This window comes from Ensifer sp. Root558 (genome assembly GCF_001427045.1).
Lineage (GTDB): Bacteria > Pseudomonadota > Alphaproteobacteria > Rhizobiales > Rhizobiaceae > Ensifer > Ensifer adhaerens.
Genome location: NZ_LMGC01000039.1, coordinates 127,093 through 146,141, shown reverse-complemented (window position 1 = coordinate 146,141; position 19,049 = coordinate 127,093). Strand labels below are relative to the sequence as shown.

At 63.5% G+C, this 19,049-nt stretch carries 17 protein-coding genes; 10 read left to right on the top strand and 7 right to left on the bottom strand.

Annotation, left to right across the window (positions count from 1 at the left end; translation table 11 throughout):
• Positions 1-48: 48 nt before the first annotated feature.
• The 7 genes from glgC to nudI all read left to right on the top strand — a co-directional run bounded on the left by glgC (position 49) and on the right by nudI (position 8,262).
• Positions 49-1,311 carry a glucose-1-phosphate adenylyltransferase gene (glgC, locus tag ASD63_RS33630; protein WP_034786853.1) on the top strand — a complete coding sequence of 421 codons (1,263 nt, stop codon included), beginning with the start codon at positions 49-51 and terminating at the stop codon, positions 1,309-1,311.
• Between the two features lie 7 nt (positions 1,312-1,318).
• Positions 1,319-2,761, top strand: coding sequence for a glycogen synthase GlgA (gene glgA, locus ASD63_RS33625; RefSeq protein ID WP_034786855.1), 1,443 nt, complete (start codon positions 1,319-1,321; stop codon positions 2,759-2,761).
• Between the two features lie 6 nt (positions 2,762-2,767).
• A complete protein-coding gene (locus ASD63_RS33620; RefSeq protein ID WP_034786858.1) occupies positions 2,768-4,396 on the top strand; it encodes an alpha-D-glucose phosphate-specific phosphoglucomutase in 1,629 nt (542 codons plus the stop codon).
• Between the two features lie 288 nt (positions 4,397-4,684).
• Entirely contained in the window at positions 4,685-6,649 is a 1,965-nt protein-coding gene (gene glgX / locus ASD63_RS33615) for a glycogen debranching protein GlgX (protein WP_034786860.1), read from the top strand.
• Between the two features lie 74 nt (positions 6,650-6,723).
• A complete protein-coding gene (locus ASD63_RS33610; RefSeq protein WP_034786863.1) occupies positions 6,724-7,212 on the top strand; it encodes a MaoC family dehydratase in 489 nt (162 codons plus the stop codon).
• Positions 7,213-7,235: 23 nt separating this feature from the next.
• Positions 7,236-7,775 carry a GNAT family N-acetyltransferase gene (locus ASD63_RS33605; RefSeq protein ID WP_034786865.1) on the top strand — a complete coding sequence of 180 codons (540 nt, stop codon included), beginning with the start codon at positions 7,236-7,238 and terminating at the stop codon, positions 7,773-7,775.
• A gap of 49 nt (positions 7,776-7,824) precedes the next feature.
• Complete coding sequence (nudI, locus tag ASD63_RS33600) at positions 7,825-8,262, top strand: nucleoside triphosphatase NudI (protein WP_034786869.1); 438 nt, start codon at positions 7,825-7,827, stop codon at positions 8,260-8,262.
• Positions 8,263-8,329: 67 nt separating this feature from the next.
• Here nudI and ASD63_RS33595 read toward each other — a convergent pair whose 3' ends face one another.
• From ASD63_RS33595 to ASD63_RS33580, 4 genes are read right to left on the bottom strand one after another with little or no spacing between them, the layout of a single operon-like run.
• Positions 8,330-8,881 (bottom strand): sarcosine oxidase subunit gamma, encoded by a 552-nt coding sequence (locus ASD63_RS33595; protein ID WP_034786872.1) that lies wholly within the window; start codon positions 8,879-8,881, stop codon positions 8,330-8,332.
• Positions 8,874-11,867, bottom strand: a complete 2,994-nt coding sequence (locus ASD63_RS33590; RefSeq protein WP_034786875.1) for a sarcosine oxidase subunit alpha — start codon at positions 11,865-11,867, stop codon at positions 8,874-8,876. Before ASD63_RS33590 ends, ASD63_RS33595 begins: the two co-directional genes overlap by 8 nt.
• On the bottom strand, positions 11,864-12,199 hold the full coding sequence (locus ASD63_RS33585) for a sarcosine oxidase subunit delta (RefSeq protein WP_034786877.1): 336 nt from the start codon (positions 12,197-12,199) through the stop codon (positions 11,864-11,866). Before ASD63_RS33585 ends, ASD63_RS33590 begins: the two co-directional genes overlap by 4 nt.
• Before the next feature lie 10 nt (positions 12,200-12,209).
• Positions 12,210-13,463, bottom strand: coding sequence for a sarcosine oxidase subunit beta family protein (locus ASD63_RS33580; protein WP_034786880.1), 1,254 nt, complete (start codon positions 13,461-13,463; stop codon positions 12,210-12,212).
• Positions 13,464-13,787: 324 nt separating this feature from the next.
• Here ASD63_RS33580 and rpsU point away from each other — a divergent pair, with 324 nt between their 5' ends.
• From rpsU to ASD63_RS33565, 3 genes are all read left to right on the top strand, one after another.
• Positions 13,788-14,000, top strand: a complete 213-nt coding sequence (rpsU, locus tag ASD63_RS33575; protein ID WP_034786884.1) for a 30S ribosomal protein S21 — start codon at positions 13,788-13,790, stop codon at positions 13,998-14,000.
• A gap of 263 nt (positions 14,001-14,263) precedes the next feature.
• Positions 14,264-15,151 carry a tetratricopeptide repeat protein gene (locus ASD63_RS33570; RefSeq protein WP_034786887.1) on the top strand — a complete coding sequence of 296 codons (888 nt, stop codon included), beginning with the start codon at positions 14,264-14,266 and terminating at the stop codon, positions 15,149-15,151.
• Between the two features lie 134 nt (positions 15,152-15,285).
• A complete protein-coding gene (locus tag ASD63_RS33565; protein ID WP_034786890.1) occupies positions 15,286-15,762 on the top strand; it encodes a DUF992 domain-containing protein in 477 nt (158 codons plus the stop codon).
• Between the two features lie 112 nt (positions 15,763-15,874).
• On the opposite strand, the gene ASD63_RS33560 is transcribed toward ASD63_RS33565, so the two are convergent.
• The 3 genes from ASD63_RS33560 to ASD63_RS33550 are packed head-to-tail and all read right to left on the bottom strand — an operon-like array spanning position 15,875 to position 18,841.
• A complete protein-coding gene (locus ASD63_RS33560; RefSeq protein WP_034786893.1) occupies positions 15,875-17,275 on the bottom strand; it encodes an NAD(P)(+) transhydrogenase (Re/Si-specific) subunit beta in 1,401 nt (466 codons plus the stop codon).
• A gap of 10 nt (positions 17,276-17,285) precedes the next feature.
• The gene (locus ASD63_RS33555; protein ID WP_034786897.1) at positions 17,286-17,696 is read right to left on the bottom strand and encodes a proton-translocating transhydrogenase family protein; all 411 of its coding nucleotides are present in this window, start codon (positions 17,694-17,696) and stop codon (positions 17,286-17,288) included.
• Positions 17,696-18,841, bottom strand: a complete 1,146-nt coding sequence (locus ASD63_RS33550; RefSeq protein WP_034787268.1) for a Re/Si-specific NAD(P)(+) transhydrogenase subunit alpha — start codon at positions 18,839-18,841, stop codon at positions 17,696-17,698. Before ASD63_RS33550 ends, ASD63_RS33555 begins: the two co-directional genes overlap by 1 nt.
• Positions 18,842-19,049: the final 208 nt, after the last annotated feature.

Below are 19,049 nucleotides of genomic sequence, written 5' to 3'. Positions count from 1 at the left end.
AGAAGGCCGCCGTGACGACCCCTTAAGGTCAATGAATGGGGAGGACAAATGGTGGAAAAGCGTACGCAACCTCTGGCACGTGATGCCATGGCCTATGTTCTCGCCGGCGGTCGCGGCAGTCGCCTGAAGGAACTGACCGACCGACGGGCGAAGCCGGCGGTCTATTTCGGCGGCAAGGCCCGTATCATCGACTTCGCGCTGTCGAACGCGCTCAACTCCGGTATCCGCCGCATCGGCGTCGCCACCCAGTACAAGGCGCATTCGCTGATCCGCCACCTGCAGCGTGGCTGGAACTTCTTCCGCCCGGAGCGAAACGAAAGCTTCGATATTCTCCCGGCCAGCCAGCGCGTTTCCGAAACGCAATGGTACGAAGGCACGGCCGACGCCGTTTACCAGAACATCGACATCATCGAGGATCATGGCGTCGAATACATGGTGATCCTTGCTGGCGACCATATTTACAAGATGGACTACGAATTGATGCTGCAGCAGCACGTCGATTCCGGCGCCGACGTCACCATCGGCTGCCTCGAGGTGCCGCGCATGGAAGCAACCGGCTTCGGCGTGATGCATGTCGACGAAAAGGACCGCATCATCGCCTTCGTCGAGAAGCCGGCCGATCCGCCGGGCATTCCCGGCAATCCGGAGATGGCGCTTGCCTCCATGGGCATCTATGTCTTCCACACGAAGTTCCTGATGGATCTTCTGCGCCGCGACGCCGCCGATCCGAAATCGAGCCGCGACTTCGGCAAGGACATCATCCCCTACATCGTCGATAACGGCAAAGCCGTCGCCCACCGTTTCGCAGAGTCCTGCGTGCGGTCGGACTTCGAGCGCGAGGCCTACTGGCGCGACGTCGGCACGATCGATGCCTATTGGCAGGCCAATATCGACCTGACCCACGTGACGCCGGAGCTCGACATCTACGACAGCACCTGGCCGATCTGGACCTTTGCCGAGATCAAGCCGCCGGCGAAATTCGTGCATGACGATGAAAACCGCCGCGGCTCGGCAACCTCGTCGCTGATCTCCGGCGACTGCATTATCTCAGGCGCCGCGCTCAACCGCAGCCTGTTGTTCACAGGTGTCCGCGTAAATTCATATTCCCGTCTGGAGAATGCCGTAGTTCTTCCCGATGTGAAGATCGGTCGCCACGCGACGCTGCGCAACGTGGTCATCGACAGCCGTGTCGTGATCCCCGAGGGCCTCGTCGTCGGTGACGATCCGGTGCTCGATGCCAAGCGTTTCCGGCGTTCGGAAAACGGCGTCTGCCTGATCACGCAAACGATGATCGACAAACTGGGAATGTAGGCACTTCATGAACGTCCTGTCCGTTGCGTCCGAAGTCTATCCGCTGATCAAGACCGGGGGGCTCGCCGATGTCGTCGGCGCGCTTCCGGCAGCGCTTTTGCCGCACGGCGTCAAGACCCGCACGCTGGTGCCCGGCTATCCGGCCGTGCTGCAGAAGCTGAAGAAGAAAAAGAAGGTCGGCAGTTTCGAAAACCTGTTCGGCAATCCGGCGACAGTTCTCGCCGCCGAAATCGACGGGCTCGATCTGCTGGTCCTCGACCTGCCTGAACTCTACGCTCGAGACGGCGGCCCCTATGTCGATGCCACCGGCCGCGACTACGTCGACAATTTCCGCCGCTTTGCCGCACTCTCGCTTGCGGCGGCCGAAATTGCCGGCGGCGATGTCGTCTCGGGCTGGAAACCCGATATCGTTCACGCCCATGACTGGCAGACGGCGCTGACGCCGGTCTACATGCATTTCGGCCCGGCGGCCGCAACGCCGACGGTGATGACGATCCACAACATCGCCTTCCAGGGCCAGTTCGGCGCCTTAGTCTTCCCCGAGCTTGCCCTTCCCGCCGAAGCCTTCTCGATGCAGTTCGTCGAATATTACGGCGACGTCGGCTTCCTGAAGGGCGGCCTGCAGACCGCCGACGCCATTACCACCGTCAGCCCCTCCTATGCGCAGGAAATCCTGACGCCCGAATTCGGCATGGGCCTCGAAGGCCTGTTGAAGAGCCGCGTCGCCGACCTCTCTGGCATCGTCAACGGCATCGACGCCGACATCTGGGATCCGCAGACCGACCCGCACATCGCCCAGCATTTCAGCGCAACGAGCCTGAAGCAGCGCGCGGCCAACCGGCGTGCGCTCGAGGAACGCTTCGGCCTTGAAAAAGGCAACGGCCCGATCTTCTGCGTTGTCAGCCGGCTCACCTGGCAGAAGGGCATGGATCTGGTCGCCGAGATCGCCGACGAGCTCGTCGCCATGGGCGGCAAGCTCGTGGTGCTCGGCTCCGGCGACGCGGCGCTCGAAGGCGCGCTGCTCGCCGCTGCCTCCCGCCATCGCGGCCATATCGGCATGGTCACCGGCTACAACGAGCCGCTGTCGCATCTGATGCAGGCGGGCTCCGACGCCATCCTCATTCCGTCGCGCTTCGAGCCCTGCGGGCTTACCCAGCTCTATGGCCTGCGCTACGGCTGCGTGCCGGTCGTCGCCCGCACCGGCGGCCTTGCCGATACCATCATCGACGCCAACGAGGCCGGGCTTGCGGCCAAGGTCGCGACCGGCTTCCAGTTCACGCCTGTCAATGCCGATGGGTTGCGGCTTGCGATCCGGCGGGTGCTGCGTGCATACAGCGAGCCCAAAGTCTGGTCGAAAATTCAGACCCAGGGCATGAAATCGGACGTTTCCTGGGCCACAAGTGCCGAGCGTTACGTCTCTCTTTATTCCGGACTTCTCGGGAAAGGTTAAGTCAGCATGATAAGAACGGTTACCACAACCCCCTACGGCGACCAGAAGCCTGGCACGTCAGGGCTGCGCAAGAAGGTCCCGGTCTTCCAGCAGAAGAACTATGCCGAGAACTTCATCCAGTCGATCTTCGATTCGCTCGAAGGCTTTCAGGGCGAAACGCTTGTCATCGGCGGCGACGGTCGCTTCTACAACCGCGAAGTCATCCAGATCGCCATCAAGATGGCGGCGGCCAACGGCTTCGGCCGCGTGCTCGTCGGCCGCGGCGGCATCCTGTCGACGCCGGCTGCCTCCAACGTCATCCGCAAGTACAAAGCCTTTGGCGGCATCGTGTTGTCGGCCAGCCACAATCCTGGCGGCCCGACCGAAGACTTCGGCATCAAGTACAACATCGGCAATGGCGGCCCGGCACCGGAGAAGATCACTGACGCGATCTTCGCGCGCAGCAAGGTGATCGACAGCTACAAGATCTCCGATGTCGCCGACATCAACCTTGATGCCGAAGGCACGCAGGACATCGACGGCATGACGATCACCGTCATCGATCCCGTCGCCGATTATGCCGAGTTGATGGAAAGCCTGTTCGACTTCGGCGCGATCCGCAAAATGATTGAAGGCGGCTTCCGCGTCGTCTTCGATGCGATGAGCGCCGTTACCGGTCCCTATGCCAAGGAGATCATCGAAAAGCGACTCGGCGCGCCTAAGGGCTCGGTGATGAACTTCATCCCGCTGCCCGATTTCGGCGGCCACCACCCGGACCCGAATCTGGTTCATGCCCGCGCACTCTATGAGACGATGATGGCGCCCGACGCACCGGATTTCGGCGCCGCTTCCGACGGCGACGGCGACCGCAACCTCGTCATCGGCCGCGGCATCTTCATCACACCGTCCGACAGTCTGGCCATGCTCGCCGCCAACGCGCATCTGGCACCCGGCTATGCCAAGGGTCTTGCAGGTATCGCCCGTTCGATGCCGACCAGTGGTGCTGCCGACCGTGTCGCCGAAAAGCTCGGCATCGGCATCTACGAGACGCCGACCGGCTGGAAGTTCTTCGGCAACCTGCTCGACGAGGGCATGGCGACGATCTGCGGCGAGGAAAGTGCGGGCACCGGCTCCAACCACGTGCGCGAGAAGGACGGGCTCTGGGCAGTCCTGCTGTGGCTCAACATTCTGGCGGTGCGCAAGGAAAGCGCGCTCGACATCGTCAAGAACCATTGGGCGACCTACGGCCGCAACTACTATTCGCGCCACGACTACGAAGAGGTCGATTCTGATGCGGCCAATGGCCTGATCGCCAACCTGCGCGACCAGCTTGCCACGCTGCCCGGCAAGTCCTTCGGCGCGCTCAAGGTCGCGACCGCGGACGACTTCGCCTACAACGATCCGGTCGACCATTCCGTCAGCAAGAACCAGGGCATCCGCATCCTGTTCGAAGGCGGCTCCCGCGTCGTCTTCCGCCTGTCGGGCACCGGCACATCGGGAGCAACGCTGCGCGTCTATATCGAGCGCTTCGAGCCGGACGCCTCGCGTCACGATATCGAGACGCAGACGGCGCTCGCCGATCTCATCGCCGTTGCCGAAGAGATCGCCAGCATCAAGACCCGCACCGGCCGCACCGAGCCGAGCGTCATTACCTGAAATACCGCACTATCGGGGCCGCTGATGCGGCCCTTTTTCGTTTGCCGCTTACCCCCCTCTGCCCTGCCGGGCATCTCCCTCACAAGGGGGAGATCGATCTGCGGCACGGCCTTGCCCTAAGATGGCGTTGACGTCGCAGGGATCCCCTCGCCCGTAAACCAACGCATCGGTTTATCGGTGGAATGGGAGGATGCCACAAGTCAACCTCCCCCTTGTGGGGCAGATGCCCGGCCGGGCAGAGGGGGGTGGGTCACACACACCGACGACACCACGAAGAGGGCCGCCTTCATGCCGACCAAAGGAAACCCACCCCTCGGTGCCACCATCACCTCCGAAGGCACCGTGTTTTCGGTCTGGTCGCACAATGCCGCCCGTATCGATCTCTGCCTTTTCGACAAATCAGGCGCCAAACAGCTGCGCCAGCTGCCGATGACGCGGAACGGCGACATTCACAGCTTGAAGGTTGCCGACGCGCCGAAAGGAACGCGCTACGGCTTCCGGGCCGATGGCGTCTATTCGCCCGATCACGGTCTCTGGTTCGATCCATCCAAGCTTCTCGTCGATCCCTATGCCATCGAACTCGACCGCCCGTTTGGCCATGATCCGCGCCTGACGATCTTTGGCGAAGACACCGCCGACCTCGTACCGAAAGCGATCGTCACCGAGGTGAAGGCTGCCAAGGTGAAGGCGCCGCTCTTTCGCTCCGGCGGCCTTGTCTACGAAATCGCCGTCAAGCCTTTCACCATCCTCCATCCCGACGTACCCAAAGCCAAGCGCGGCACGGTGGCCGCCCTCGCCGAGCCCGCCATCATCGAACATCTGAAGCGCCTCGGCGTCTCGGCCATCGAGCTGATGCCGATCGTCGCCTGGATCGACGAACGCCATCTGCCACCGCTCGGTCTGAAGAACGGCTGGGGTTATAATCCGATCGCCCCTATGGCACTCGATCCGCGCCTGGTGCCGGGCGGCATCAAGGAGCTGCGAAAGACCGTCGAGGCGCTGCGCAAGGCCGGCATCGGCGTCATCCTCGATCTCGTTTTCAACCACTCCGGTGAAAGCGATTGCTTCGGCACAACGCTGTCGATGCGCGGGCTCGACAACCTGACTTATTATCGTCACGCCACCGACCGCCCGGGCGAACTGATCAACGATACCGGCTGCGGCAACACGATCGCCTGCGACAATCCGGTTGTCGAGGCACTGATCCTCGACAGCCTGCGCCACTTCGTCAGCGCTGCCGGCGTCGACGGCTTCCGCTTCGATCTCGCCTCGATCCTCGGCCGCGACATGGGCGGCTTCCACCGCGATGCCCCACTCTTTCAGGCGATTGCGGCCGATCCGCTGCTTGCCGACCGGGTGCTGATCGCCGAGCCCTGGGATATCGGTCCCGGTGGCTACCAGCTCGGCAATTTCCCCGCGCCCTTCCTCGAGTGGAACGACCGCGCCCGCGACGACCTCCGCATCTACTGGCGCGGCGATCGCCATTCGATCGGCGCGCTGGCGACAGCGCTTGCCGGCTCCTCAGGCAGTTTCGCCCGCTGGGGTGAGAGCGGCACGCGCACGGTCAACTTCATCGCCGCCCATGACGGCTTCACGCTGGCCGATCTCGTCTCCTATGCCGGCAAGCACAACGAGGCGAACGGCGAGGAAAATCGCGACGGCCACAACGAGAACCATTCCTGGAACAATGGCGCCGAAGGGCCGACGGCGGATCCGGAAATCAAGGCGGCTCGCCGCCATGACGTGATGGCGCTCATCGGAACGCTCTTTGCCACCCGCGGCACGATCATGCTGACCGCCGGCGACGAAGCCGGGCGCAGCCAGCGGGGCAACAACAACGCCTACTGCCAGGACAACGCCATCACCTGGCTCGACTGGACGGCGATGGACGACGAGATCGTCGCCCATACTGAGGCCCTGTCAGCCATGCGCTCCCGCTTCGGCGTTTTCGACGAGACCACGTTCCTGACAGGAAACGGCGACGTCGAGTGGTGCCGTCTCGACGGTCACCCGATGACCGTGACCGACTGGGAGCATCCGGCAACGGACAATCTGACAATGGTGCTGACCACCCCCGACCGCACGCAGAAGCGGGCAACGCGGCTTGCCGTCGTCATCAATCGCAGCCATGCGCCGCATCCCCTCCGCCTGCCCGACAGCGTCGATGGAAAATGGCAGGATGCGCTCGCAGCGTCATCCCCCGCCGATCACGTGGCGCCGCGCTCGGTTGCCTTCTTCGTCGAGGTTTTCTAAAGCTTTTCCACCACTTGCAGGTTGCAACGGGCGAGCCTATAGATCGCTTGGGGGGCTTGTTTCGAGGCGTTTACATGCTGCACGACATTTCACTTTCTGAGATCAAGGTGCTGGTCGGCAAGGAGGTCGGCGTTTCCGACTGGATCACGGTCACGCAGGAAACAATCGACAAATTCGCCGAGGCAACCAGCGACTATCAGTATATTCACGTCGACCCGGTGCGGGCCGCTGCCGAAACGCCCTTCGGCGGCACGATCGCGCATGGCTTCCTGTCGCTCTCGTTGCTCTCCGCGATGAACTACAATTGCCTGCCGAAAATCCGCGAACAGACCATGGGCATCAATTACGGCTTCGAGAAAGTGCGCTTCATCGCGCCGGTGAAGAGCGGCGCCAAGGTGCGCGGCCACTTCACCATGGCCGATGCCCGCTTCCGCGGCGCCAGCATGCTGATGATCACCTACGACGTCAGCGTCGAGATCGAAGGCGAGCGCAAGCCGGCGCTGACGGCAACCTGGCAGACGATCATCCAGTTCGATCCCAAGGATCGCCCCGCCGATGCCTGAGGCGGTTTGAGCAGGAAGATCCCATGACAGTAGCAGTCATCGTCGAGCCGGCCGACGGGCGTTTCGTCAGCGACTTTGCCGGCTGCGACTTTTCCTTCGAGGTCACGTCCGAGGCACGGCCGCCCTTCATCGGCCCCGATCTCGGCGACGTCGCTCCGGTCGAGAGCTACATCAAGACCTATGGATCCGACCCGGACGAGCTTGTGGAGACCGCGGCTGGGCCGGATGCCGCCCTCTTCACAGCGCGTCTCGACGGCCGGCTCGCCGGTTACATTGCACTCTCGAAGGCGTGGAACGGCTATGCCGAGGTGGACGATATCGCCGTCGACAAGGACGCGCGCCGCGCCGGCGTCGCGCGAGCTCTCATGGACAGGGCAGTGTCCTGGGCGCGGGAACGGGGCCTGCCGGGGATCAGGCTTGAGACCCAATCGAACAATGTCGCCGCCTGCCGCTTTTACGAGCGCTACGGCTTCGAGCTCGCCGGCCACGACCGACACCTCTATTCGGCATTGACGCCGGGAACGCACGAGATTGCGCTCTTCTGGTACTTGCGCTTCGCGTAAAAAAGCCAGGCGGCTGTCGTGGTCGCCAAATCAGTAAATGGAGAAGTCATTGCGCCAGCGTATCATCGTCTGCCCGCTCATTCAGAACAGGGGCGCCTACCTGCTCTGCAAGATGCCGCCCGATCGCGGCGTGTTTCCCGGGCAATGGGCGCTTTCGGGTGGCGGCCTCGAGCCGGGCGAACGTCTCGATGAGGGCCTGCGCCGTGAAATCCGGGAAGAGCTTGGAGACCGTCTGGAGATCGGAACGATCAAGCCCTGGACCTTCCGGGACGACATCCGGACAAAGTCCTATGCCGACGGCTCAACCGAGCAGCTTCATATGATCTATCTGATCTTTGACTGTGAGGCCGAAAATCGCGAGGTCAGCCTCAACGACGAGTTCGTCGAACATGCCTGGGTCGAACCCGAGCACCTTCAGGATTACGACCTGAACGACGCGACGAAGCGCACGCTCCTCGAAAAAGGTATCTTGCTCGCTCGGCAATGAGAGCGAGCTGTTTCAAACAGTCTTCGAATGCCGGGAGGTGCTTGCTCGCACCTCCCGGCTTTTTCATTTAGTGGCCGGCGTCAGCAGCGCCCTCGGAAAGCAGTCCGAAGACGAAGGGCGAGAACGACCGCCAGCACTCGACCCGGAACTGATCCTCAGCTGTGCGGAAGAGGATGATCTCCGCCTTGCCGAGGATCGTGCGCGAGCAGCCACCTACCGGGAAGATCGCCAGCGACAGATCCTGCGGGCAGCCGCTGTTGATAGCCACGTCGGCGCCCGGACCGCTGACAATGACGGCGACGTTGCGATGCGAAATGTCGACCGCCGAATGCAGCGTGCCGCTTGAGGCCGCTGCCGCCATCAGGTCGGCTTGGCTCTCATCGATGACCAGCCACTCGTCCGGGCCGATCCACAGCGCATGGCGCTGGCCGGAAGAAGCCGAGGTCTTCGGCCGGGTCGGCAGCGTCACGCCAAGTGCGGCCGAAAGGGCCGGCAGTGCGTCGGCGCCGGCGCGCAGCGAAATGCGCGTTGCTGCCGGTGCAGGCGTCAGGATCGCCTCGGCCGAGCCCCCGCGCGCGGTGAGTGCCGCCTTGCGGCTTGCAGTAACCTGGTCAGCCATGGAGGCGGCCCCCTTCCTTGTCAAAGAACACCATGTCGCTCACTTCGACGGCAATGGTGCGATCGGTCATCGGCACGTAGAGCGTCTGGCCGAGGCGCTCGCGGCCACCGGCCACCATGGCCAGCGCAATCGAGCGACCGCAGTTTGCCGACCAGTAGGACGACGTCACGTGACCGAGCATGGTCATCGGCTTCGGCTGGTTCGGGTCGGCGACGATCTGCGCGCCTTCCTCCAGCACCACCTTCGGATCCTTGGTGAGAAGACCGACGAGCTGCTTGCGGCCATCCTTGACGAGATCCGGGCGTTTCAGGCCGCGGATACCGACGAAGTCGGGCTTCTTCTTCGAGACGGCCCAGGAGAGGCCGGCATCGTCCGGCGTCAGCGTACCGTCGGTATCCTGGCCGACGATGATGTAGCCCTTTTCGGCGCGCAGCACGTGCATGGTTTCCGTGCCATAGGCGCAGGCGCCCATCGGCTCGGCCCGCGCCCAGATCGCTTCCCATACCGCCTGGCCGTAGTCCGCCGGCACGTTGACTTCGAAGCCCAGCTCGCCGGTGAACGACATGCGGAAGAGCCGTGTCGGCACGCCGCAGATCCTGCCCTCGGCGACGCTCATGTGCGGGAAGGCCTCGTTGGAGAGGTCGATGCCCTCGACGAGCGGAGCGATGATCTCGCGCGCCTTCGGTCCCTGCACGGCGATGACGGCCCACTGTTCCGTCGTCGAGGTCAGCCACACCTTCAGGTGCGGGAACTCGGTCTGCAGATAATCTTCCATGTGGTTCATGACGCGCGGCGCACCGCCGGTCGTGGTCGTCACGTGGAAGCGATCCTCGGCCAGTCGACCGACCACGCCGTCGTCATAGACGAAGCCGTCGTCGCGCAGCATGATGCCGTAGCGGCAGCGGCCGGGCTTCAGGTTGTCCCAGGCGTTGGTGTACATGAGATTGAGGAACTGCGCCGCATCCGGGCCAACAACCTCGATCTTGCCGAGCGTCGAGGCGTCGAAGACACCAGCCACGTCGCGCACCGTCTTGCACTCGCGCGCGACCGCCTCATGCATGTCTTCGCCGGAGCGCGGGTAGAACCAGGCGCGCTTCCAGTTGCCGACATCCTCGAACTCGGCGCCATGCGCCTCCTCCCAGGCGTGGATCGGCGTCTTGCGCGCGGGGTCGAACAGGGCACCACGCGAGTGGTTGACGATCGCTCCGAAGGTCACCGGCGTGTAGGGCTGGCGGAAGGTCGTCAGACCCACCTGCGGAATGTCCTTGCCAAGCGCTTCGGCGGCGATCGCCAGACCATGCATGTTGGAAAGCTTGCCCTGGTCGGACGCCATGCCGTTGGTGGTGAAGCGCTTGATGTGCTCGATCGAGTGCATGCCTTCGCGCACCGCCAGACGAATGTCCTTGGCGCAGACGTCGTGCTGGAAGTCGATGAAGGCCTTGACCGTGGTATCGGGACCAGCGCCTTCGGCAGCGCCGATCATGCCGCCGGTCCAGCCGTAGCGGTTTTCGCCCGAAAGCGTCACCTGCGCACCGCCCTCTGTACCGGCCGCACGCGCGGTCAGTTCGCCGGCCGCAAGCGCCTCGTCGATGGTTGCCTGCAGGTCGTCGGTGCCGTTGCAGGCGCCGATCGACAGGCAATCCTGCAGGTACGTGCCTGGCAGGAAGCGCTGCGTCGCCGCATCGAACTTCACCTTGCCGCGCGACTGCGAGAACAGGTGCACCGACGGTGTCCAGCCGGCCGAGACCAAAAGCGCGTCGACGGCGAACTTGCGGGCCGAGCCGCCGCCATTGCGGGCGACACTGATCGAGTTGACGCGGAGCTTGCCACCGGCCTTGATCACCGAATGCCCGGTCAGCACCTCGATGCCGAGCTTGCGCGCTTCCGCCAGCACCGCCTCGCCCGGATTTTCGCGGCAGTCGACGATAACAGGAACCGAAACACTGGCCCGCTTCAGGTCGAAGGCCGCCTCATAGGCCGAGTCATGCGCCGTGTAGACGCCAACCTTGGAGCCGACTGCGACGCCGAAGTGATTGAGATAGGTGCGGCCGGCCGAAGCGAGCATGATGCCCGGGCGGTCGTTGTTGGCGAACACCATGTGCCGCTCGATCTGGCCGTTGGCGAGGATCACCTTCTTGGCGCGCACCTGCCACAGCCGTTCACGCGGCAGCGACTTGTCGAGGGCCGCCAGATGATCGGTCACGCGCTCGACGAGGCCGACGAAATTGTGGTTGTAGTAGCCGAAGCCGGTGGTGCGGGTGAGCACCGTGACGTTGTCCATGGAGGCAAGCGTCTTGGCGGTCTCCTGCGCCCAGTCCCAGCCATCCTTGCCGTCGATGGTCGTGCCGCTCTCGTAGCGAAGCGCACCACCGACTTCCGGCTGCTCGTCGCAGATGATCACCTTGGCGCCGGCCTTGGCAGCGGCAAGTGCTGCGGATAGACCGGCAACACCCGCACCGATGACAAGCACATCGCAATGCGCGTAGCGGCTGGCATAGTGATCCGGATCGGCTTCCGTCGGCGTAACGCCGAGGCCGGCAGCACGGCGGATGAAGGGTTCGTAGATCGCGTGCCAGGCAGCCTTCGGCCACATGAAGGTCTTGTAGTAGAACCCGGCGGCAAAGAAAGGCGACAGGAGATCGTTGAAGCCGCCGACGTCGAAGGCAAGCGACGGCCAGCGGTTCTGCGATTCCACCTTCATGCCGTCGAAGACTTCCTGCACCGTGGCGCGCACGTTCGGCTGGCGGCGGGCGGCATCCCGCGAGACGTCGAGCAGCGCGTTCGGCTCCTCGGCTCCGGCCGAAAGAATGCCGCGCGGGCGGTGGTACTTGAACGAACGGCCGACCAGATGAATGCCGTTGGCAAGCAGCGCCGAAGCGACCGTGTCGCCCTCGAGCGCCGTCAGCGTGCGGCCGTCGAAGGTGAAGCGCGCGGTGCGGGCGGGGGTCAGGCGGCCGACGCCTGGAATGCGATTGGCGCCCATCATTTCGCGGCTCCCTTATCCTGGCCGTTCTTGTCCTGCTCGCTCTGGAGAATGGTGGCGATGTCAGGCTTCGGTTCGCCAGCCTTGTAGGTGGTGTAGAAACGGTCGCTGACCGTGTCGCGGGCGGCGTTGAAGAATCGGCCGCAGCCATGGATGTGGCGCCAGCGTTCGAAGATCAGACCCTTGGGGTTCTGACGCAGGAAGAAATATTCCTCGAACTGTTCGTCGGTGATGTCGGCGATGTTTTCCGGACGGGCGATATGGGCGTCGCCGGCACCGCGGAACTCGAGCTCGGAACGCTCTTCCTCGCAATAGGGGCAGTAGATCAGAAGCATCTCGAAATCCTCAGTGCGCAACGGCGGCGGCAGCCGCTTCGTCGATGAGCCGGCCGGTGCGGAAGCGCTCCAGCGTCAACCCTGCGGCGAGACGATGCGGCTCGCCCTTGGCGATCAGATGGGCGAAGAGATGGGCCGAGCCCGGCGTCGCCTTGAAGCCGCCCGTACCCCAGCCGGCGTTCAGGTAGAGGCCCGGAACCGGCGTGACACCCTGGATCGGCGAGCGGTCCTGGGTGACGTCGACGATGCCGCCCCACTGCCGCATCATCTTGACGCGGCGGAACATCGGGAAGAGCTCGCAGATCGCATCGAGCGTATGGGTAATGATCTGCAGGCCGCCGGTCTGCGAATAGGAATTGTACTGGTCGGTGCCGGCGCCGATGACGAACTCGCCCTTGTCGGACTGCGAGATATAGGCATGCACCGAGTTCGACATGACGACGCAGGGGAAGATCGGCTTCAGCGGTTCGGAGACCAGCGCCTGCAGCGGCTGGCTCTGCAGCGGCACGCGCACATCGGCCATCTGCATCAGCACCGAGGTGTGGCCGGCGGCGGAAATGCCGACCTTCTTAGCGCCGATATAGCCGCGATTGGTGTCGACCCCGACGACCCGGCCGGTCTCGTCGCGGCGGATCCCGGTCACTTCGCAGTTCTGGATGATGTGCACGCCGCGGTCGGAGGCCGCACGCGCATAGCCCCAGGCAACCGCATCGTGGCGGGCCGTGCCGCCACGGCGCTGCAGGGCCGCCCCGTTGATCGGGTAGCGCGCAGTCTTGGCGATATCGAGCGGCGGGCAATAGGCCTTGGCCTGCTCCGGCGTCAGCCACTCGTTGTCGATGCCGTAGAGACGGTTGGCATTGATGTGGCGCTTGAACGACTGCTGGTCATGGATGTTGTGCGACAGCATCATCACGCCGCGGGGCGAATACATGACGTTGTAGTTCAGATCCTGCGAGAGGTTTTCCCAGAGCTTCAGCGAATGCTCGTAGATGTCCATGCTCTCTTCATAGAGATAGTTGGACCGGATGATCGTCGTGTTGCGGCCGGTATTGCCGCCGCCGATCCATCCCTTTTCGAGCACCGCGACATTTGTGATGCCGTGCTCCTTGGCAAGGTAATAGGCTGCTCCCAAGCCATGGCCGCCGCCGCCGATGATGATGGCGTCATACTCCTTTCGCGGCTCCGGCGATGCCCAGTGCGGGCCCCATCCCTTGTGGCCGCGCAGCGCCTCGCGCGCCACGGCGAAAACTGAATATTTGCGCATCGGCCCGTTACTCCCGGTGATCATTCTCGTTGGAGTTAGAAATCGCAAATCCGAGACCTGCGCAACGTTTCTTTTGCGACGCATTTGCGTGGACTTGCGCGCAGTTGCGACATGACTATGGATCGGTTAAGCGGCGGGGGAGAAGTCGCGCGACACTCGTATCTCAGGTTTTTTTCAGCGCCGCCTCATGTCGTCGCTGGACTTTCGCCTGATGATCTGGTATCCGCTCATCTAATCGTAAAGCTTCCAGCTTAGCGAATGTCACTCTTTTGCCTCCGCACCTGACGGAGCAGCAAACAACACGAACCAAGGAACGGGATTCACGTGCAGGTACTAGTCCGCGATAACAATGTCGATCAGGCGCTCCGCGCTCTCAAGAAGAAGATGCAGCGCGAAGGCATTTTCCGCGAAATGAAGATGCGTGACTACTACGAGAAGCCGTCCCAGAAGCGCGCTCGCGAAAAGGCTGAAGCCGTTCGCCGCGTCCGCAAGCTGGCACGCAAGCGTGCACAGCGCGAAGGCCTCCTGGCTCGCTGATTTGTCGTTTTTTCGACGCTATTCGATGTAAGTCGTGGCGGGGGCGAAATATCGCCACCGCCTTTTTTTGGTATGGACATCTTTTCCGCCGACAGGCTAGCGTGCTCGACGCTGCCACCGACGGACGACCGACCGGAGTGTTTGGACCGGTGGTCTGCCAAGGCCGACTTTGGCCCGGCTTGAGGAGCCCGCGGGGAGTTCAGCGGCTCCAGAAACGGAAAGCCGATGGCTTTCGAGACCTTGTCGATTTGAGGGATCAACCTTTGACACTTGCTGCCATGACTGCGGACGTCTCCGGTTTTAATGTCCATGAGGCGTCTCGCCGCCACCAGCGCAAGCCGAGGCTTGCCGCCATGCTGCTTCTCGGCTCGGCCCTCCTCATCGCCGGCTGCACGACCGACGGTCCGGACTCCGTCACCAACAAGGTCGAGCGCGAACAGGGCTCGCAGGAAAACATCGCCTCGCTTTCGAGCGTCATCGCCTCCAACCCGAGCGATCCGGAAGGCTACAATGTCCGCGGCTCGGCTTACGGCCGCGCCGGCGAATACCGCCGCGCGATTGCCGATTTCGACCAGGCGATCAAGCTGAACCCGCGCTTCTACCAGGCCTATGCCAACCGGGCGCTCGTTCATCGCAACATGGGCAATACCCAGGCAGCGCTTGCCGACTACAACACGGCCCTGCAGCTCAACGCCAACTACGACGTCGCTTATATCGGCCGCGGCAATCTCTATCGCCAGGCCGGCCAGCTCGATTCCGCCTTCAACGATTTCAACAAGGCCATCCAGCTCGATACCACCGATCCGCGCGCCTATCACAATCGCGGCCTGATCTACCAGGCACGCAACCAGCACGGTCAGGCGATCGAAGACTTCTCGACCGCGATCTCGCTGTCGCCGAGCTCGCCGGAACCCTATAACGGCCGCGGCATCTCCTATGTCGCGCAAGGCGACGACGACAACGCCTTCTCCGACTTCAACACCGCGATCAACCTGAACGGCAAGGTCGCCGAATCCTGGGCCAACCAGGCGCTGATCTACGAGCGCAAGGGCGACAAGGCCAAAGCGTCGAAATCCTATTCGCACGCGCTGCAGCTCGACCCGAAATACGAGCCGGCCCGCGCAGGCCTTGCCCGCGTCAAGGCATCCTGAGCCAACCCGTTCACGCATTTCGAAACGCCCGCGACCGCATCGCGGGCGTTTTCGTTTGCAGGCATTGCCCCTGCACAGCGGAACCTTCCTGCCCGCCATCCGTTTGCTTGAAGCATCAAGAACGGAGACTAGCCATGATCAAACGAACCCTCGTCACTGCGCTGGCGCTCGCCGCGCTTGCCACGGGCCCGGCCGCCGCGCAAAACTATGTCGCCCTTGGCCGCCTCGTTTGTGGTTCGGAAGGCGGCACTGGCATGATCCTGACCTCAACCAAGAACCTGATGTGCACCTTCACGCCCACCAATGGCGCACCGAAGGCCGTCTATGCCGGCACGATCCGCAAGATCGGCATCGACATCGGCAAGACGGGAAAGAGCACGATGATCTGGGACGTGCTTGCCAAGACAGGCACACCGATCAGCGAATTCGCGCTTGCCGGTGAGTATTACGGCGTCGGCGCCGATGCGAGTCTCGCCGTCGGCGGTGGCGCCAAGGTGATCGGCGGCGGCACCAACAAGGCGTTTATGCTACAGCCGGTCAATGTCCAGGTGCAGGAAGGCCTGAACCTCGCCGTCGGCATTGACGAGCTGACACTGGCACCGGCTGGCTAAGTCGACCTGGACTAAAGCTCGACACATCGCCGCATACGGCGCGCGCATCTCCTTCAACGCGAAACGCCCGCCGAAAGGCGGGCGTTTCTTTATCGGTCGATGCGAGCAGCCCTCAGGCGTGCAGCGCCTTGACGATGTCTTCCGTCACCTTCTTGGCATCACCAAGCAGCATCATCGTGCCGTCCTTGTAGAACAGCGTGTTGTCGATGCCGGCATAGCCGGAGCCGAGCGAACGCTTGACGAACAGGCAGGTCTTGGCCTTGTCCACGTCGAGGATCGGCATGCCGTAGATCGGCGAGGACTTGTCGTCGCGCGCCGCCGGGTTGGTGACGTCATTGGCGCCGATGACATAGGCGACATCGGCCTGCGCGAACTCGGAATTGATATCCTCGAGCTCGAACACTTCGTCATAGGGAACGTTTGCTTCCGCCAGCAGAACGTTCATATGGCCGGGCATGCGGCCCGCGACCGGATGGATCGCATATTTGACCTCGACGCCGGCCGCCTTCAGCTGATCGGCCATTTCGCGCAGCGCATGCTGCGCCTGAGCAACCGCCATGCCGTAGCCGGGCACGATGATCACCTTGGAGGCGTTCGCCATCAGGAAGGCCGCGTCATCGGCCGAGCCCTGCTTGACCGTGCGCTGGACGCCGTCGTCACTGCCGGCCGCTGCTGTCTCACCGCCGAAGCCGCCGAGGATGACCGAGATGAACGAGCGGTTCATGCCCTTGCACATGATGTAGGAGAGGATCGCACCGGACGAACCGACGAGCGCCCCGGTGATGATCAGCGCCAGGTTGCCGAGTGTGAAGCCGATGCCGGCCGCCGCCCAGCCCGAATAGGAGTTGAGCATCGAGACCACCACCGGCATGTCGGCGCCGCCGATCGGAATGATGATCAGCACGCCGAGCGCCAGCGACAGTGCGACGATCAGCCAGAACACCGTCGTGCTCTGGGTCAGGACCAGCATGATCACCAGCACGACGAGCGCCGCGGCCAGACCGGCATTGATCGCATGGCGACCCGAAAGCATGATCGGCTTGCCGGACATGCGACCGTCGAGCTTGAGGAAGGCGATGACCGAGCCGGTAAAGGTGATCGCGCCGATGGCGACGCCGAGCGACATTTCGACCAGCGCCTGCGCGTGGATGTCACCGATCGTACCGATGCCGAAGCTTTCCGGCGCATACATGGCGGCAGCCGCGACCATGACGGCCGCAAGACCGACCAGCGAGTGAAAGGCAGCAACAAGTTGCGGCATCGACGTCATGGCGATGCGGCGGGCGATGAACGCACCAATACCGCCGCCGATGGCAAGGCCAAGCACGATCAGCATCAGGCCACCGAAGCTCGGCTTGGCGAGCAGCAACGTCGTGACGATGGCGATGCCCATGCCGACCATGCCGTAGGTATTGCCCTTGCGGCTGGTGGTCGGATGCGAGAGGCCGCGCAGCGCCATGATGAACAGGACGCCGGAGACGAGATAGAGGAAGGCTGCGAAGTTGGCGTTCATCGGGCCGGCCTCACTTGTCTTTTTTCTTGTACATGGCCAGCATGCGCTGGGTGACGAGGAAGCCGCCGAAGATGTTGACCGAGGCCAGCACCAGCGCAATGAAGCCAAAGCCGGTCGCCAGCCCCGAGGCGGAAATGCCGACCGCCAGCAGGGCGCCGACGACGATGACCGAGGAGATCGCGTTGGTGACCGCCATCAGCGGCGTGTGCAGCGCCGGCGTCACCGACCAGACCACGTAGTAGCCGACGAAGATCGCCAGCACGAAGATCGCCAGGCGAAAGACGAAGGGGTCGATCGCCCCGCCGGTGGCGCCATGGGCGACGGCACCGGCCGCATCCGGCACATACTCGGCCGCGGTGCGGACCGCTTCCACCGCCCGGTCGAGATCGGCGAGCGCCTTGTCGAGAAGTTCATTCGCCATCACTTGTCCCCCTTGCTGGCGCCGAAGTTCGGATGCACGACCTGACCGCCATGGGTGAGCGCCGTCGCCTTGACGAGCTCGTCTTCCATGTTGAGCGCGAGCGCCTTGGTCTCCTTGGAGACCATCGTCTCCAGGAAGGTGACGAGGTTCTTGGCATAAAGCCCGGAGGCGGAAGCGGCGATGCGGCCAGGCACATTCAGATGGCCGATAACCTTGACGCCTTCGACCTCGGCGACCTTGCCGGCCTCTGCCCCCTCGACGTTGCCGCCGCGCTCGACCGCAAGGTCGACCGCGATCGAACCGGGCTTCATGCTCTTCAGCATCTCGCGGGTAACGAGCCGCGGCGCCGGGCGGCCGGGGATAAGCGCCGTGGTAATAACGATGTCCTGCTTGGCGATATGCTCGGCGACAAGTGCTGCCTGCTTGGCCTGATAGTCCTTGGACATTTCCTTGGCGTAGCCGCCGGCGGTCTCAGCCGCCTTGAACTCGTCGTCCTCGACGGCGATGAACTTGGCCCCGAGCGAGGCGACCTGCTCCTTGGCGGCGGGACGCACGTCGGTTGCCGAGACCACGGCCCCGAGACGGCGGGCCGTCGCGATCGCCTGCAGACCGGCAACGCCGGCGCCCATGACGAAGACCTTGGCGGCAGGAACCGTGCCGGCCGCCGTCATCATCATCGGCAGCGCCCGGTCATATTCGTAGGCCGCGTCGATGACCGCCTGATAGCCGGCGAGGTTGGCCTGGCTGGACAGCACGTCCATCGACTGCGCGCGCGTGATGCGCGGCATCAGCTCCATCGCAAAAGCGGTCAATCCGGCATTCGCCATGTCGGCGATCGCCGCCTCGTTGCCGTAGGGATCCATGATGGCGATGACGATGGCGCCGGACCTGTAGCCGGCAATCTCGACACTCGTCGGCCGACGGACCTTGAGCACGACATCCGCCGCCCTGTAGTCTGCCGTCGTGCCGATCCGGGCTCCGGACTTTTCGAACTCGGCATCCGGAATGCGCGACAGAAACCCGGCGCCCGCCTCGACGACGACGTCGAAGCCGAGACCTTTCAGTTTCTTCACAGTATCCGGTGATGCGGCAACGCGACCCTCATTCGGATCCGTTTCCTTGGCGACGAAGACGATCTCGCTCACAAGTCCCCCCTCCTGGCCGCAATCGAGCCAGGGCCGGAATGCGGGCATTCTCTCCGACTGCAAAGCGGGTGGCCTACCGGGCCGACACGCCCTCATGTGCGCGGCACACCTGTGCCCGGCGCAATCGTCTGGAGCAAGCCATCGCCTGGATGCGGGACCTTTGGCGATCCACCGGCATCGAGCCGCAATCGGGCTCTGCGGGCCTGCT

Bases quoted from the DNA above. Each gene is read 5' to 3' on its own strand.
- glgC (WP_034786853.1), top strand. From the start codon at position 49: ATGGTGGAAAAGCGTACGCAACCTCTGGCACGTGATGCCATGGCCTAT.
- glgA (WP_034786855.1), top strand. From the start codon at position 1,319: ATGAACGTCCTGTCCGTTGCGTCCGAAGTCTATCCGCTGATCAAGACC.
- ASD63_RS33620 (WP_034786858.1), top strand. From the start codon at position 2,768: ATGATAAGAACGGTTACCACAACCCCCTACGGCGACCAGAAGCCTGGC.
- glgX (WP_034786860.1), top strand. From the start codon at position 4,685: ATGCCGACCAAAGGAAACCCACCCCTCGGTGCCACCATCACCTCCGAA.
- ASD63_RS33610 (WP_034786863.1), top strand. From the start codon at position 6,724: ATGCTGCACGACATTTCACTTTCTGAGATCAAGGTGCTGGTCGGCAAG.
- ASD63_RS33605 (WP_034786865.1), top strand. From the start codon at position 7,236: ATGACAGTAGCAGTCATCGTCGAGCCGGCCGACGGGCGTTTCGTCAGC.
- ASD63_RS33595 (WP_034786872.1), bottom strand. From the start codon at position 8,881: ATGGCTGACCAGGTTACTGCAAGCCGCAAGGCGGCACTCACCGCGCGC.
- ASD63_RS33590 (WP_034786875.1), bottom strand. From the start codon at position 11,867: ATGATGGGCGCCAATCGCATTCCAGGCGTCGGCCGCCTGACCCCCGCC.
- ASD63_RS33585 (WP_034786877.1), bottom strand. From the start codon at position 12,199: ATGCTTCTGATCTACTGCCCCTATTGCGAGGAAGAGCGTTCCGAGCTC.
- ASD63_RS33580 (WP_034786880.1), bottom strand. From the start codon at position 13,463: ATGCGCAAATATTCAGTTTTCGCCGTGGCGCGCGAGGCGCTGCGCGGC.
- ASD63_RS33565 (WP_034786890.1), top strand. From the start codon at position 15,286: ATGATCAAACGAACCCTCGTCACTGCGCTGGCGCTCGCCGCGCTTGCC.
- ASD63_RS33560 (WP_034786893.1), bottom strand. From the start codon at position 17,275: ATGAACGCCAACTTCGCAGCCTTCCTCTATCTCGTCTCCGGCGTCCTG.
- ASD63_RS33555 (WP_034786897.1), bottom strand. From the start codon at position 17,696: ATGGCGAATGAACTTCTCGACAAGGCGCTCGCCGATCTCGACCGGGCG.